The organism is Arthrobacter sp. SLBN-100 (assembly GCF_006715305.1).
Lineage (GTDB): Bacteria > Actinomycetota > Actinomycetes > Actinomycetales > Micrococcaceae > Arthrobacter.
In genome coordinates, this window is the sequence record NZ_VFMY01000001.1 from 1,002,721 (window position 1) to 1,017,812 (window position 15,092).

General features: G+C 65.8%; 14 protein-coding genes. 8 read left to right on the forward strand and 6 right to left on the reverse strand.

The window, feature by feature from the left end; all coding sequences use genetic code 11:
• Positions 1 to 51: 51 nt before the first annotated feature.
• Complete coding sequence (locus FBY31_RS04660) at positions 52 to 1,059, reverse strand: hypothetical protein (protein ID WP_142037504.1); 1,008 nt, start codon at positions 1,057 to 1,059, stop codon at positions 52 to 54.
• A 158-nt stretch (positions 1,060 to 1,217) separates the two neighbouring features.
• On the opposite strand from FBY31_RS04660, the gene pepN reads away from it, so the two are divergent.
• The 5 genes from pepN to efeB all read left to right on the forward strand — a co-directional run bounded on the left by pepN (position 1,218) and on the right by efeB (position 7,910).
• Entirely contained in the window at positions 1,218 to 3,806 is a 2,589-nt protein-coding gene (gene pepN / locus FBY31_RS04665) for an aminopeptidase N (RefSeq protein WP_200833307.1), read from the forward strand.
• Entirely contained in the window at positions 3,803 to 4,276 is a 474-nt protein-coding gene (locus FBY31_RS04670; RefSeq protein ID WP_142037506.1) for an OsmC family protein, read from the forward strand. The genes pepN and FBY31_RS04670 overlap by 4 nt, the downstream gene beginning before the upstream one ends.
• A gap of 133 nt (positions 4,277 to 4,409) precedes the next feature.
• The gene (efeU, locus tag FBY31_RS04675; protein WP_142045058.1) at positions 4,410 to 5,258 is read left to right on the forward strand and encodes an iron uptake transporter permease EfeU; all 849 of its coding nucleotides are present in this window, start codon (positions 4,410 to 4,412) and stop codon (positions 5,256 to 5,258) included.
• Positions 5,259 to 5,334: 76 nt separating this feature from the next.
• Positions 5,335 to 6,561, forward strand: coding sequence for an iron uptake system protein EfeO (efeO, locus tag FBY31_RS04680; RefSeq protein ID WP_142037508.1), 1,227 nt, complete (start codon positions 5,335 to 5,337; stop codon positions 6,559 to 6,561).
• Positions 6,558 to 7,910: an iron uptake transporter deferrochelatase/peroxidase subunit gene (gene efeB / locus FBY31_RS04685; protein WP_142037511.1), complete on the forward strand. Its 1,353-nt coding sequence runs from the start codon at positions 6,558 to 6,560 to the stop codon at positions 7,908 to 7,910. The genes efeO and efeB overlap by 4 nt, the downstream gene beginning before the upstream one ends.
• Here efeB and FBY31_RS04690 read toward each other — a convergent pair.
• Complete coding sequence (locus tag FBY31_RS04690; protein ID WP_142037513.1) at positions 7,903 to 8,922, reverse strand: NAD-dependent epimerase/dehydratase family protein; 1,020 nt, start codon at positions 8,920 to 8,922, stop codon at positions 7,903 to 7,905. The genes efeB and FBY31_RS04690 overlap by 8 nt on opposite strands.
• Positions 8,923 to 9,039: 117 nt before the next feature.
• Between FBY31_RS04690 and FBY31_RS04695 the strand changes: the two genes are divergently transcribed.
• Complete coding sequence (locus tag FBY31_RS04695; protein ID WP_142037516.1) at positions 9,040 to 9,729, forward strand: mechanosensitive ion channel family protein; 690 nt, start codon at positions 9,040 to 9,042, stop codon at positions 9,727 to 9,729.
• 2 nt (positions 9,730 to 9,731) lie between these two features.
• Complete coding sequence (locus FBY31_RS04700; RefSeq protein ID WP_142037518.1) at positions 9,732 to 10,184, forward strand: globin; 453 nt, start codon at positions 9,732 to 9,734, stop codon at positions 10,182 to 10,184.
• Between the two features lie 34 nt (positions 10,185 to 10,218).
• On the opposite strand, the gene FBY31_RS04705 is transcribed toward FBY31_RS04700, so the two are convergent.
• Positions 10,219 to 10,878: a hypothetical protein gene (locus FBY31_RS04705; protein ID WP_142037520.1), complete on the reverse strand. Its 660-nt coding sequence runs from the start codon at positions 10,876 to 10,878 to the stop codon at positions 10,219 to 10,221.
• 63 nt (positions 10,879 to 10,941) lie between these two features.
• Between FBY31_RS04705 and FBY31_RS04710 the strand changes: the two genes are divergently transcribed.
• The gene (locus FBY31_RS04710) at positions 10,942 to 11,922 is read left to right on the forward strand and encodes an acyl-CoA thioesterase (protein WP_142037523.1); all 981 of its coding nucleotides are present in this window, start codon (positions 10,942 to 10,944) and stop codon (positions 11,920 to 11,922) included.
• Positions 11,923 to 12,019: 97 nt separating this feature from the next.
• On the opposite strand, the gene ettA is transcribed toward FBY31_RS04710, so the two are convergent.
• The 3 genes from ettA to FBY31_RS04725 all read right to left on the reverse strand — a co-directional run bounded on the left by ettA (position 12,020) and on the right by FBY31_RS04725 (position 15,053).
• Complete coding sequence (gene ettA, locus FBY31_RS04715) at positions 12,020 to 13,702, reverse strand: energy-dependent translational throttle protein EttA (RefSeq protein ID WP_142037526.1); 1,683 nt, start codon at positions 13,700 to 13,702, stop codon at positions 12,020 to 12,022.
• A gap of 52 nt (positions 13,703 to 13,754) precedes the next feature.
• Positions 13,755 to 14,351 (reverse strand): DUF6993 domain-containing protein, encoded by a 597-nt coding sequence (locus FBY31_RS04720; protein WP_142037529.1) that lies wholly within the window; start codon positions 14,349 to 14,351, stop codon positions 13,755 to 13,757.
• Positions 14,352 to 14,492: 141 nt separating this feature from the next.
• Positions 14,493 to 15,053 carry a single-stranded DNA-binding protein gene (locus FBY31_RS04725; protein ID WP_142037531.1) on the reverse strand — a complete coding sequence of 187 codons (561 nt, stop codon included), beginning with the start codon at positions 15,051 to 15,053 and terminating at the stop codon, positions 14,493 to 14,495.
• Positions 15,054 to 15,092: the final 39 nt, after the last annotated feature.

Consider the following 15,092-nt stretch of genomic DNA (forward strand, 5'->3'; position numbering starts at 1 on the left):
ACTCGGAAAAGCCATGGACTTCCTGGTGGCCGCTGCCGGGCGAAACCAGGATCAAGCTGGCCCGTTCGCGGATTCTCCGCCGCCCCGGGCCCTTGCCGCGACCCTGGTGAGGACCTCCGCCAGCCGCGCGGCCGAGTCCTGGCTCCCGCCGCTTACCGCAAGCCGTTGCCCGTCGGTCTTTTTGACGACGACGGCGGGGCCGCTGCTGACAAGCATGGCGGCAGTTCCGCTGTGGTGCCGGTAGCCCCAGCCGCCGTAGTCGGCGGCGCGGACATCCGCTGCGCTGGCCGCCGAAATGGCCCCGGCGGGGACGTCCATCACGGGCACGACACCGGCCAGCAGGACTTTGAGGCCGCGCCGGTCCGCCTTGATCCGGGCACACAGGAATGCGGCGCCAACGACGGCCAGGACCACAAGCAATATTCCGAGCCAGGGCACGGCGGCGGCAATCAGCGCGGACGGAAACAGCGAGACAATACCGATCATAACAAAAACCGAACTGCGGGCATGGACCCAGAGCCGGATACTGTCCCGTGACAGGTCAGGATCCAACTCCCTGGCGATTGCGAGTTGGAGGGCCCGGTCGTCGTCGGGGGACCACTGCTGGTCCGCCTTGTAGACGAAGGCGATAATCACGCCGAGGGACAGGGCGGCTCCGCTTCCGAGCGCAAGGACCGTACGGTCCACCCGGGACTCGCGGGCGTCGGCCAGGCCGGTCTGGCCAACGAGTCCGGCAGCCAGTGCGGTGGCAACGAAGAGGCACAGGAACAGTCCCGCGCCCATCATGATCCGGCGCATCAGCACCGGCCTCCTCACCGGCAGCGCCTGGGAGAGAACCAGCCAGCCAGCGGCCACAATCATCAGGGCGCCCACCGTGACGTAGGCAGCGAAGGGCGCAAAGGCAGCGCCGCCGTCGTCCGTCCACCGAACGGCGAGCGGCTCGGGAAGGTCCGGCCGAAGCAAAAAAGCGCAGAGCACGAAAGCGGCTCCGACCACCACCGGGAACCCTGCCACGAAACGCAGGGCCTTCGTGTCCACCGACTCCATGAACTTGCCCATAACTAAACGCTACTCCCGCCGCCGGCCGCTGACTGTCCACTTGTCTCAGTACCCACGGTGAGCCGCGCTACTTGTCATGCGGTGAAGGAATGCAAGAATGATCAAATGCCCGCTGGGCACCCCAGCAGGCAGCAGCCAATCTTCCGAAAGGCCCCACTTTGCCAGGTTTGAATCTGACGCGCGCTGAAGCCAGCGGGCGCGCCGAACTGATCACCGTCGAGTCCTACGATGTCAGCCTGGACCTGACCCGCGGCGGGAAGGTCTTCGGCAGCACCACCACGGTAAAGTTCAACGCCACGCCCGGATCCTCCTCCTTCATTGACGCCGTCACCTCCGCCGTTCACAGCGTCACGCTGAACGGCCGCACCCTTGACCCGGCCGCCGTATCCGACGGCGTGCGGATCCAGCTGCCGCAGCTCGCAGAACACAACGAGCTCACCATCGTGGCGGACGCCCCGTACATGAACACCGGCGAGGGCCTGCACCGCTTCGTGGACCCGGTGGACAACGAGGTCTACCTGTACACGCAGTTCGAAGTTCCTGATTCGCGCCGGATGTTCGCCGTCTTCGAACAGCCGGACCTGAAGGCCACCTTCGCCTTCACTGTCACGGCCCCCTCACACTGGGACCTCATCTCCAATTCCCCCACTCCCGCGCCGGTGGAGACCACGCCAGGCGAGGATGGCGGTGCCCGGTCTGTCTGGTCCTTCTCCCCCACGCCGCGGTTGTCCTCCTATGTCACCGCCCTGATCGCCGGCCCGTACCAGTCGGTGCGCAGCGAGGTGGCAAGCTCGGACGGGCGGGTGATCCCGCTGGGCGTCTTTGCCCGGAAATCGCTGATGCAGTACCTGGACGCGGAGAACATTTTTGAGCTGACCCGGCAGGGCTTCGCATTTTTTGAGGCACAGTTCAGTTGCCCCTACCCGTTCGAGAAATACGACCAGCTGTTCGTGCCTGAGTTCAACGCCGGCGCCATGGAAAATGCCGGGGCCGTCACCATCCTCGAGGGCTACGTCTTCCGCAGCAAGGTCACCGGCGCCCAGATTGAACGCCGCGCCATCACCGTGCTCCACGAGCTCGCCCACATGTGGTTCGGCGACCTGGTGACCATGCGCTGGTGGAACGATCTCTGGCTCAACGAGTCCTTCGCCGAGTACATGTCGCACCTCGCGGCGGTTGAGGCGACGTCGTTCACCAGCGCCTGGACCACCTTCGCCTCCGTGGAGAAGTCCTGGGCATACCGCCAGGACCAGCTGCCCACAACCCATCCGATTTTCGCCGAGATCAACGATCTCCAGGATGTGGAGGTGAACTTTGACGGCATCACCTACGCGAAGGGCGCCTCGGTCCTCCGCCAGCTGGTGGCGTGGGTGGGGCCGGAGCAGTTTATGGCCGGCGTGCGGGAGTACTTTGCCAAGCATTCCTGGCAGAATACCGAGCTGCAGGACCTCCTGGTGGAGCTGGAGAAAGCCAGCGGCCGCGACCTGGACGAATGGGGACGGCAATGGCTTGAGACGGCCGGCGTCAACACGCTCAAGCCCGAACTGGAGGTGGACGGCGAAGGTAATCTCACGGCCTTCGCCATTGTGCAGTCCGCCGTCGCAGAGTGGCCCACCATCCGTCCGCACCGGCTGGCGGTGGGGTTCTACAACCTGAACGGCGACGGCAAGCTTGAGCGGGTGCACCGCGAGGAACTGGATGTCGACGGCGAACGCACCGAAGTGCCCGCGCTGGCGGGGCTGGCCCGGCCGGACCTGATCCTGGTCAACGATGACGACCTTGCCTACGCCAAGGTGAGGCTGGACGAAGAGTCGCTGGCCACTGCAACCGCGCACCTGAAGGACTTCAGCCAGAGCCTGCCGCGGACGTTGGTGTGGAACTCCGCCTGGGATGCGGCCCGCGACGGCGAGACCCCGGCGCGGCGGTACGTGGAGCTGATCCTTGCCAACGTGGCGGCCGAGACGGATTCCTCGGTGATCCTGGTCCAGCTCCGGCAGCTGGCCACCACCCTGAATTTTTATGTGGCCGGGGAACACCGGCAGGCGACGGCAGTGGCTGCCGCGGACAAGCTGTGGGAGCTGGCGTCCCAGGTGCCGGGCGGCTCGGATGCCCAACTGCAGTTCGTGAAGTCCTTTGCGTTGCTGGCCAGCAGCGAAACGCAGCTTGATCAGGTTGCGGGTCTCCTCGACGGCTCCCTCGTGCTGGAGGGACTGGCTGTTGACCAGGACCTGCGGTGGGAGCTGATCACGTCGCTCGTTGCAGGCGGCCGGCTGGGCCAGGACGGCATCGACGCGGAGCTTGAGCGGGACAACACCTCGAGCGGACAGAATGCTGCTGCACAGGCCAAGGCGGCCATCCCCACTCCGGAGGCCAAGGCTGCGGCCTGGGAATCGATCGTGGTGAAGGGCGAGCTGTCCAACGCACTTCAGGGCTCGGCGGTCACCGGCTTCATGCGGGTCCTGGACCGGTCCCTGCTGGAACCGTATGCCGAGAAGTATTTCCAGGCGGTGCCGGGGATCATGGAGACCCGGACGCACGCACTTGCCCAGCAGATCGTCGTCGGCCTCTATCCCTCCCTGCTGACCACCCAGGCCATCGTGGACAGGACGGATGGCTTCCTGGCGTCGCTTCCGCCCGAAAGCGCGGCGCTGCGGCGGCTCATGCTGGAAAACCGCGACGGCGTTGCCCGGGCCTTGCGCGCCCGCGCGGCTGACGTCCTTCCCGGCGAAGCAGTTCCTGCGTTATGAGCCTGGGCGAGCACCGCTATGCCTTGGCCGTCCAGTGGACCGGCAACCTGGGCGAGGGGACGTCGTCCTACCGCGGCTACTCCCGGGACCACGACGTGCTCATTCCCGGCCTGCCGGTCCTCAAGGGCTCGGCGGATCCCACCTTCCATGGGGACCGCGAGCGCTATAACCCGGAACAGCTGCTCCTGGCCGCCCTGGCCCAGTGCCACATGCTGTCCTACCTGCATGTAGCGGTGAAGCACGGTGTGGTGGTGACTGACTACCGCGATGACGCCTCCGGGCTGATGCGCTTGAACCGGGACGGCAGCGGCCAGTTCGAGTCCGTCACGCTGCGCCCGCGCGTGACGGTTGCGGACGGGAGCCAGGTGGAGCTTGCCGGCGGGCTGCACCATGAGGCGAACCGGGTCTGCTTCATTGCCCGCAGCGTGAACTTCCCGGTGGAACACGCGCCCGAGACGATGGTGGGCTGACCAGGCCGGAAAGTCACTGGAGTAATCATCGGTGAATTAGCGCATGGATTCTTTGCGTAATGGCACAGCGCCTTGTACTGTTCTCGCTTAGGTGAGCCTAACCCGGCTACCCCTAGAGAGAGCGTCCTTGAGCATGACCGCAAACTTCCTGATCGGCCTCCGCGAAGGCCTTGAGGCCACGTTGATCGTGGTGCTTTTGATGGCCTACCTGGTCAAGACCGGACGCCGCGCCCTCCTTCCCCGGCTCTGGGCCGGGGTGGCGGTGGCCGTCGCCGTCTCGGTTGCTTTCGGCGCCCTGCTCACCTTCGGACCCCGGGGCCTGACGTTCGAAGCCCAGGAGGCCATTGGCGGAGGGCTGTCAATCATCGCGGTGGGCCTGGTCACCTGGATGGTGTTCTGGATGGCCCGCACGGCAAAAACGTTGGGCGGCGAGTTGAAGTCCCGGGTGGACCGGGTAGCTGACGGTGCCGGCTGGGGCCTCGTGGCCGTTGCCGCCCTCGCCGTGGGACGCGAAGGGCTGGAAACAGCGCTTTTCCTGTGGGCTGCCGCGCAATCATCCGGGGAAACAACCACTCCCCTGGTTGGCGCGCTGCTGGGCCTGGGAGTCGCCGCCGGACTCGGCTACCTCTTGCACCGGGGCGTCGTCAAGGTAAACCTCGCCCGCTTTTTCATCTGGACCGGGGCGGCGCTGGTCATCATTGCCGGGGGCGTCCTCGCCTACGGCGTCCACGACCTCCAGGAGGCGGGCATTCTTCCCGGCCTGCACATCGTCGCCTTCGACGTTTCCACCGCGGTGCCGCCGTCCTCCTGGTACGGAACCCTCTTGAAGGGAACCTTGAACTTCTCGCCTGCCACCACCTGGCTGGAGGCATCGGCGTGGCTCCTCTATGTCGTCCCTATCCTGTTCTTCTACCTCCGCGTCAACCTGGCCGCTCCCTCGCCCGTCCGTTCCCCGCGGGAAAACGCCATGGCTTCGTCCTGAGGCAGCACCGTTTTACGGACCCGCCGCTTTAGCCGCCCCCAACCCCTGCACCCCCCGACTCCCCCTAGGATTCCCCATGCCTTCGCACTTCCCGCTGTCCGCAACCCGCCCGGCCGCTGCCCAGCCCGCTGAAACCTCCCGATCCCCACGAGGACGCAGGGGCCTGGCCATCATCGCAGCTGCCTCCGCCCTGCCCCTCGCCCTGGCGGGATGCACCGACAACGCCAAGGCCGAAGCCACCGGCGGCCCCATCCAAGTGGTCAGCACGGACAGCGCGTGCACAATTGCCTCAGCCAGCGCGCCCAGTGGCAACCTGACATTCACCGTTAAGAATGAAGGCCCGCAGGTGACGGAGTTCTACCTGCTTGCCGAAGACGGGCTGCGGATCCTCGGTGAGGTGGAGAACATCGGGCCGGGCCTGACCCGCAACCTGGTGGTGACGGCCGAACCCGGTGCATACACCACTGCGTGCAAGCCCGGGATGACCGGCGAAGGCATCCGGGCGGCCTTCCAGGTGACCGACTCCGGAACCAAAGCCGCCGTGGACGCCGACTTCCAAAAGCTGCTGGACGCCGGCGTCCAGCAGTACGCCGCCTACGTTAAGGACCAGACTGAGCAGCTGCTGGCCGGCACCAGGGACTTCGCCGCTGCCTACGCCGACGGTGATGCCGGTACCGCCCGCGATCTCTACGCCGCCACCAGGATGCACTGGGAGCGGATCGAACCCGTCGCGGAATCCTTCGGGGACCTCGACCCGAAGCTTGACGCCAGGGAAGCTGACCTGGAGCCCGGCCAGGAATGGACCGGCTGGCACCGTGCCGAGAAGGACCTGTTCCCGCCAGCCGATTACACCGCATTGAGCGCGGAGGAGCGTGCGGCCCTTTCCGCCCAGCTCGTCGCGGACACGGAAGACCTCGCCCAGCGCACCCGCGAGGTTGAACTCTCCGCGGACAACCTTGGCAACGGGGCCAAGGAATTGCTGGACGAGGTTGCCACCGGCAAGGTGACCGGCGAAGAGGAGATCTGGTCCCACACGGACCTGTGGGACTTCCAGGCCAACGTGGACGGCGCCCGCATCGCCTTTGAAAGCCTCAAACCTGCCCTTGAGCAGAAGGACCCTGAGCTTTCGGCCTCCCTGGAGGAAAAGTTCACTGCCCTCCAGACCGGGTTGAAGGCTTACGCCAAGGGCGACGGGTTCGTGTACTACAACGAACTTAACCAGGAACAGGTGCAGGAGCTCGCCGCCCTGGTGGACTCGCTGGGTGAACCCCTCTCCCAGCTGACAGCGGCTGCAGTCCTGTGAGCCCGTGCCCCTTCGGCGGCAGTGGCGGAGCTGACGGCGGGACCAACGCGGACGCCGGAAATGACGGCAGCGGCAGGCCTGGCCTGTCCCGCCGAAGCCTGCTGTCGCTGGCTGGGGTGGGCGGCGCCGGCGCTGCGGCTGGCCTCGCTGCAGGCCTCCTGAGCCAGGATGCCCTTACAGCGGCAGCCGCCTCCGGTAATCCTGCCCCGGGAATCGTCCCTTTCCATGGTGCCCGGCAGGCCGGCATCGTCACACCGGCGCAGGACCGCCTCCATATTGCTGCTTTCGATGTCACCACCGAAAAGCGCGCGGACCTCATCAAGCTGCTCAAAGACTGGACCGCGGCCGCCGAGGCCATGACCCAGGGTCAGCCGGCTGGAAGCACCGGCGCCTTTGACGGTCCCTATGATGCGCCGCCACAGGACACGGGTGAAGCCGCCGGACTGGATGCGGGCCGGTTGACACTGACCATCGGCTTCGGTGCCGGGTTGTTCGAAAAAGACGGCCAGGCGCGGTTCGGGCTGGCCGGACGCCGGCCGGATGCGCTGATTGATCTTCCCCATTTTCCCGGTGACGATCTTGAGGCAACACGTTCCGGCGGGGACATCGTGGTCCAGGCATGCGCCGACGATCCGCAGGTTGCCGTGCACGCGATCCGGAACCTTGCCCGCATAGGCTTCGGCAAAGTCCGGGTCCGCTGGTCCCAGCTCGGGTTCGGCCGGACCTCCTCGACGTCCCGGTCCCAGGAAACTCCCCGCAACCTGTTCGGCTTCAAGGACGGGACCAGCAACATCAAAGCCGAGGACACCGCACTCCTGGACCAGCATGTCTGGGCCACGGCCGGCACCCGGCCCGGGGAAGCCTGGATGGCCGGCGGCAGTTACCTTGTGGCCCGGCGGATCCGGATGCACATCGAGATCTGGGACCGGACCTCCCTGCGCGAGCAGGAAAACCTGATCGGCCGGACCAAGAACCAGGGTGCTCCGCTGTCCGGCGGCGAGGAGTTTACGGAACCGGACTTCAACCTTGCCGGCAAAGGCGGCGAGCCGCTGATACCCCTTGATTCGCATGTACGGCTGGCGCACGCGAACCAGAACGACGGGGTCAAGATGCTCCGCCGAGGTTACAACTACACGGACGGTTCGGACGGACTGGGCCATCTCGACGGCGGCCTGTTCTTCATTGCCTTCGTCACGGATGCGAGGACGCACTATGTCCCGATGCAAATGCGCATGGCCCGTGAGGACGTCCTGGCGGTCGAATACCTCAAGCACACCGGATCCGGTCTTTACGCCGTGCCACCGGGCGTCCAGCCCGGCGGCTTCATCGGCGAAGGGCTCTTCAGCTGAATGCTCCGCCTGCCACGGAAGCCGGCCGCGGGCCAAGGCTGTTGATCAGGCGCTCCTCCGTTTCCGGTGACAGCCCGGCCTTCCGGGGCCGGTCCAGCCCACGTTCCCGTTCGTCGGCCAACGTGTCCGCCAGCGTTTCCTGCCAGGGCCGGAGCCGCAGGCCAGCCTCCACGGCCGCACTGTTGCTCCGCGCCATAAACCCCTCATGCCCCGGCGGGAGCCAGAGCGGCAGGGAATCCGGGCCGGCCCAGTAGCCCACGTCCTGTTCCGCCAGCCAGTCCGCCGGTGCGGGCACGACGTCGCCGGTGTGGCCCGCCGCCTCCCGGGAGGCATGGATGTACCGCCCGAACGGCACCTGGTCCCCCAAGGCGTTCAGGGCACCGGTAACTCGCTGCCCGGCTGCCAGCAGGATCCAGGCGGCGAGGTCCCGGACGTCGATCACCTGGGTCGGGTCGCTGGCGATCGAGGGCACAAGGACAGGCTTCCCGGACCTGGCAAAACGTGCCGGCCAGTAGCCGTAGCGATCCGTTCCGTCGCCCGGACCGCCAATCAGGCCGGCCCGGCAGAGATGGGCTTTGCCGTCCGCGGCCCGGAGCGTTGCCTCCTCGATGGCGGCTTTCGACCCGCCGTAGTTGTCGGCCGTCGAAGGAGTGCCGGGGGCCAGCGCGGGAAGGAGGGCGGCGCCCTCCCCCGCGCCGGGAACGGATGCATCGGCGTAGACGGAGCAACTGGAGACGAACGTCCAGTGCGCCGCCCGATGTGCTAGGGCTTGCAGCGCCTCCGACGCGGGCGCCGGATCGCGGGCGACGTCAACGACCTCGTCCCAGTCTCCGGCGGCTGCCGCATAAGCTTTCACGCCCATCGAGCGGTCAGCCTTCAGCCAGACCGCTCCCTGCGGCGGTTGGGCCGCTGAGCCCCGGGCGAGGCACGTCACATCATGCCCGGCGGCTACGGCCTGGCGGGCGATTTCTGCGGACAGGAAGGCGGTTCCGCCGAGGACGAGAATGCGCATGCAGCCACGCTACGGCGATAAGGTTGAAGGAGAACATAGCCTTCCGCGCCGGGCTTAACCGGTGCGCGGCATCCGTATTCCGGCGCCGCCGGGAAATCCCAGGAGTATTCCCCCCTTATGGTCAGCATGTTGTCGGTCCTTCCTTCCGCCACTACCGAGCCGGACGGCATCAGCATCACCGGCATCGTGATCAGCCTCGGCGTGGGCGTTGCCGTCTGGCTGGTTGCCACTTTTGTTATCTCCCGCATCACCAGCCGTGTGGCGGCGGGCAGCAATTTTTTCAAGCGGCCGACCTTCAAATGGGCGGCGCCGGCGCTGCGGGCCCTGGACCATGAACGGCGGGTGCAGCGCGCGGAAACCATCGGCTCACTGCTGAACAGCATCGTGGGTGTGCTGGTGGTGGTTATCACCAGCATGTACGTCCTGCAGAATTTGGACATCAACATCGCACCCCTCCTCACCAGCGTGGGCATCCTGGGTGTGGCCATCGGTTTTGGTGCCCAGCAGCTGATCCGCGACTTCCTGGCGGGGATTTTTATTACCATTGAAGACCAGTACGGCATCGGCGACGTGATCGAGACCAGCGAGGTTGTTGGCGTAGTGGAGTCCATGGGCCTGCGCATCACCCGGGTACGCTCCGATGACGGCGCCATCTGGTACCTCCGCAACGGCGAGATCCTCCGCGTCGGCAACAGGTCCCAGGGCAACTACGTGCCCTTGCACGAGTCAGACAACGGGACCACGGACCAGGGCAGCGACCACGGCGCCGCCGAAACCAAAAAGACTGACCAGAAAGCCGGAGAGTAGCGATGACAATCCCCATCGAACCCCAGCGCCCACGCCAGCTGATGCAGAACGATCCGTTCAGCCAGCCCGGCTACACGGACAACTTTTATGACGCCGTGGGCGGCCACGAAACGTTCGTCAAGCTGATCGATGTCTTTTACGACGGCGTGGCCACAGACCCGCTGCTGCGGCCCATGTACCCCGAAGAGGACCTGGCAGCGGCCAAGCGCCGGTTCCTGATGTTCCTGGAACAATACTGGGGCGGTCCCACCACGTACGGGGAAGAGCGCGGCCACCCCCGGCTGCGCATGCGGCACATGCCGTTCGAAGTGACACCCGAAGCCAAGGACCGCTGGCTGTTTCATATGCGCGCGGCTGTGGACGCACTGGAGCTGCCGCCGCTGTATGAAGGAACCCTCTGGGACTACATGGAGCGTGCCGCCCTGTCCATGGTGAACAGCCCGGGCAGCCAGTGATGGTGGTGCGGCCTGTTGGCGGCAGCGCTTGCTGCTAGAGCAGCCCGCTTCCGGTCCGGGCGAGGACATGCCCGCGTGGACCGGTCAGCCGGAACCAGCGCCCTGCGCGGTAGAGCTTCTGGTCGCCGTCGCCGAGGAACCCAAGGGCCAACGCCGCGAAGGCCGCCCCTGCCGGTAGTCCGGTTTCATCAAGTTCCCTGCCCCAGACGGCGGCCCTGGCGTTGTTGACGATCAGCGCGCCGGGTTTGTCCGGCACAATTCCGGCCACTTCCGAGATGCCTGCCTCAGCGGCCTCGCGCAGGGCTGCGTCGCTTCGCGAACCCATCAGCTCCCACCCGCCCCTGGGGGCGCCCACCCCGGTCCAGGATTCGGTGACGGTGGACGGCGGAACCGGCAGCTCGACGTCCTCCTCCCCCGCCCTGGCAAGACGGTCCAGCACTGCGGCCAGGGGAACGATGACGTCCGTGCCGGACGGCTCGGCCAATGCCATGGTCCGCAGCCCAAGGATGGTGGGGGTCGATTCACCCAGCACCCTCGGCCGCAGCACGCAGACGTACGCGGCGAGAACGGAACCTGCCGCCTGAAGGCGGATGGCGCCGTCGTCGATTGCTTTTGCCCGCGTTGCGAAGGTCTTCAAATCAGCGAGGTCGCGGGGATCGGTAAAACGGAAGGACGAGGTGAGGAGATCAGACACACCAAGAACACTACCGGCTGGACCTGTGTTGAGCAGTGCCGGGGTGCCGTCTAGAGTCAAACCATGACTGAAGCCGACGCCGGACTCCTGGCGCTCCCCAGCGGAGACCCCACCTTATCGCTCATCAACCTTCTTGACCTTGGTGAGCTCGAGGGGGCCCGGACGGATGAGGACATCTTCCTGGGCCCGTCCCAGCAGCAGCCGCATCACCGGGTTTTCGGCGGACAGGTACTGGCACAGTCACTCATCGCCTCCATCAGGACCGTAGCCCCCGACCGTTTTGTGCATTCGATGCACGGTTACTTCCTGCGCCCCGGGGACGCGAACAAGCCCATCACCTTCGGGGTGCAGCGCCTCCGGGACGGCAGGTCTTTCTCGGCCCGGCGCGTGCATGCTTACCAGGAAGGCGTGCCCATCCTGTCGATGATTGCCTCATTCCAGGGCGAGGACGAAGGTATTGAGCACGAATCCGTGATGCCCAGCGGCATTCCTGACCCGGAATCGCTGCCCAGCACCGCTGACCTGCTGGGCAAGTTCGATCATCCGGTGGCACGGCACTGGGCCTATGAACGGCCCTTCGACATCCGGCACGTTGATCCACCGCTGTATGTTTCGGCGAAGGGCGCGAGGGAAGCGCGGAACGCCGTATGGATGAAGACCTTTGGCCCCATGCCTGACAACCCCAACCTGCACCGCGCCGCGCTGGCGTACGCGAGCGACTACACCCTGCTTGAGTCCATCCTGCGCCGGCATGGGCTCAGCTGGATCACCCCGGGGATGAACGTAGCAAGCCTCGACCACGCCATGTGGTGGCACCGGCCGGCACGGGTGGACGAATGGCTGCTGTACGTGCAGGAATCACCCAGCGCCCAGGGTGCACGCGGGCTGGCGACCGGCAAGATTTTCAACCAGGCAGGGCAGCATGTGGCGTCAGTGGCGCAGGAAGGGATGGTCCGTGTGCCCACTGACCTGAAGAACAAGGTGGTGGGGGCCTTCCAGTCCAAGGTGATGGAGCACCAGATCCGCAAGGCCTCGAAGGAGTAGCTTGGGGCACTGTTGCTGCCTACCACTGTTGATGGAACGGCAACAGGCCGGCACCTAAGGGGTGCCGGCCTGTTGTTTTTCGCTTTGCCGCGGCTTACTAGTCGCGGGTGAGGCGGCGGTGCGTGACGCGGTGCGGTTTGGCCGCATCCGGTCCCAGCCGCTCCACCTTGTTCTCCTCGTAGGATTCGAAGTTGCCCTCGAACCAGTACCACTTGGAGGGGTTCTCCTCGTCACCTTCGTAGGCGAGGATGTGGGTGGCCACCCGGTCGAGGAACCAGCGGTCGTGCGAGACCACCACGGCGCAGCCCGGGAACTCCAGCAGCGCGTTTTCGAGGCTGCTGAGGGTTTCGACGTCGAGGTCGTTGGTGGGTTCGTCGAGGAGGAGCAGGTTTCCGCCCTGCTTGAGGGTCAAGGCGAGGTTCAGGCGGTTGCGCTCACCGCCGGAGAGCACGCCGGCCTTCTTCTGCTGGTCCGGGCCCTTGAAGCCGAAGGCGGCAACGTAGGCGCGGGACGGCATTTCGACGTGGCCCACCTGGATGAAGTCCAGGCCGTCCGAGACAACTTCCCACAGGGTCTTGTTGGGGTCAATCCCGCCGCGGCTCTGGTCAGCGTAGGAGATCTTGACCGAGTCGCCGATCTTCAGGTCTCCGCCGTCGAGCGGCTCCAGTCCCACGATAGTCTTGAACAGCGTGGTTTTGCCGACGCCGTTGGGCCCGATCACGCCTACGATGCCGTTGCGGGGCAGGCTGAAGGACAGTCCGTCGATGAGGGTCCTGTCCTCGAAGCCCTTCTGCAGGTTCTTGGCCTCCAGCACCAGGCCACCCAGGCGGGGTCCCGGCGGGATCTGGATTTCCTCGAAGTCCAGCTTGCGGGTCCGGTCCGCCTCGGCAGCCATCTCCTCATAGCGTGCCAGGCGGGCCTTGGACTTGGTCTGGCGGCCCTTGGCGTTGGACCGCACCCACTCGAGTTCCTCGGAGAGCCGCTTGGCCTGCTTGGCGTCCTTCTTGCCCTGGATCTCCAGGCGGGCGCGCTTCTTCTCGAGGTAGGTGGAGTAGTTGCCCTCGTAGGGGTAGAGGTGGCCGCGGTCCACTTCGGCGATCCACTCGGCAACATGGTCCAGGAAGTACCGGTCGTGGGTGACGGCCAGGACTGCGCCGGCGTAGGACGAGAGGTGCTGTTCGAGCCAGAGCACGCTTTCTGCGTCCAGGTGGTTGGTGGGCTCGTCCAGGAGCAGCAGGTCCGGCTTCTGCAGGAGCAGCTTGCACAGGGCAACGCGGCGGCGCTCACCACCGGAGAGGTTGGTGACGTCGGCGTCCGCCGGCGGGCAGCGGAGCGCGTCCATGGCCTGCTCCAGCTGGGAGTCCAGGTCCCACGCGTCAGCGGCGTCGATGGCTTCCTGCAGGTGCCCCATTTCCTCGAGGAGGGTGTCGTAGTCAGCATCGGGGCTGGCCATTTCCTCGGAAATTTCGTTGAAGCGCTGGATCTTGCCGTGGATCTCCCCCACGCCTTCCTGGACGTTGCCCAGGACGGTTTTTTCTTCGTTCAGGGGTGGTTCCTGCAGCAGGATTCCCACGGTGTAGCCGGGGCTGAGCCGGGCCTCACCGTTGGAGGGGGTGTCCAGTCCGGCCATGATCTTCAGGATGGTGGACTTACCGGCACCGTTCGGGCCCACAACACCGATCTTGGCGCCGGGAAAGAAGGACATGCTTACGTCGTCAAGAATGAGTTTTTCGCCAACGGCTTTTCGGGCCTTGGTCATTGTGTAGATAAATTCCGCCATGGTTCCAAATCTAGTGGGTCGGCGGGCATATCTCACATTCGGTGCAGCAGGGTCAGGAGCCTACAAAGCACTTGCCGCTGGCCAGTACAGGCAGGACCGTTACCGTGACTGCGCCGTCCCGGACCTGGCCGATGACGCAGTCCTTTCCTTCGAGCACTGCCGCTTCGATGGCATCCGCTTCAAGGCCGGTGGGGGTACGGCTTTGCGATACCTGCAACGCTGCCGGTTCAATCCCCGCCCCGGTGAGGGTGTCAGTGACTTGGGCCGTAGCCGGTTTGGGTGAGTTCGCAGCCAGGCGACCCAACGCATCGCTCAGTGTCTTTTTGACCGTTTCGGTGGCAGCGGCTTCCTTTGCGGCAGCCGCCGCCTCGCCGGCGGTATCAGCCAAACTGCCGGCAGTGGCGGTCACCGCCGCTTCAGGACCTGCGTCGGACGCAGCCGCCGTGGTGGTAGCAGCAGTTTCCTGCCCGTCGGAACCAGAGGGGGCTTCTGCCGGTACACCGCTGACGCAACCCGACAGGCCGGCCACCAGGACGCCCGCGGCCAGCAAGGCAACCACCCGCAGTGCGGCGGCATCCCATGCTGCTGAAGGGGTGGCCCAAAATCCGCCGGCCGTGGTTTTCTGCCGGTGGTCAGGGGTAAGCCGCATGGTGCCATTCTGCCACGCCTCCACGGGCCAGCCTTCCGTCCTGGGCTTCATGACCTTGGCGGACAGGGGTGCAGCCGGGGGGTGCTGCGGCCCTGCCCGCCAAGGAACCCAGGGAGCCGAGGGGGGTTGACAAGGGCATCCTCAAACTCGGGAGTCGGCGAGCTCCCCCGTTTCCAGGTCGAGGGCGAGCAGGTCACCGTTGGTGTCCTCGACGTAGGCGGCAGCCGGATCTCCGCCGTCAGCGGTGTCCTCGTCACTGTCCTCGGGTTCGTCGAAAGGTCCTTCCGCCCCGGACTGGTGGCCAGCCTCGAAGGGAGGCTCCTGCTCCACGAGCGAGAGGAGCGGCTTCTTGGAGGACCGGGTGAAGTTGGCCGTACCCCAGGTGAGGTCATGCCCTACGGCATCAGCATCAATGGTGTGGGAGTAATAAACCCTGCCGTCCCTCTCCCAGCTGCGGATCCGCAGCGTGCCCACCACGATGACGGGCTGGCCTTTCCGGATGCTGCAGCCCATGTTGCCGGCCAGGTGGCGGTAGCCCTGGACCAGGAACCAGTTGGTGTGGCCATCCACCCACTGGCCGTCCTTGTCACGCCGACGCGAGTTGGAAGCGATCCGGAAAGAGGCGGTGGCCACTCCCCCCGGTGTTGTGCCGCTTGTGATGTCGGTGGCAACAAAGCCCCTGATGGTTATGGTGTCGTTCATGGCTACGTCCTGTCTTCGATGGTTCTGCCCTAGCAGGCA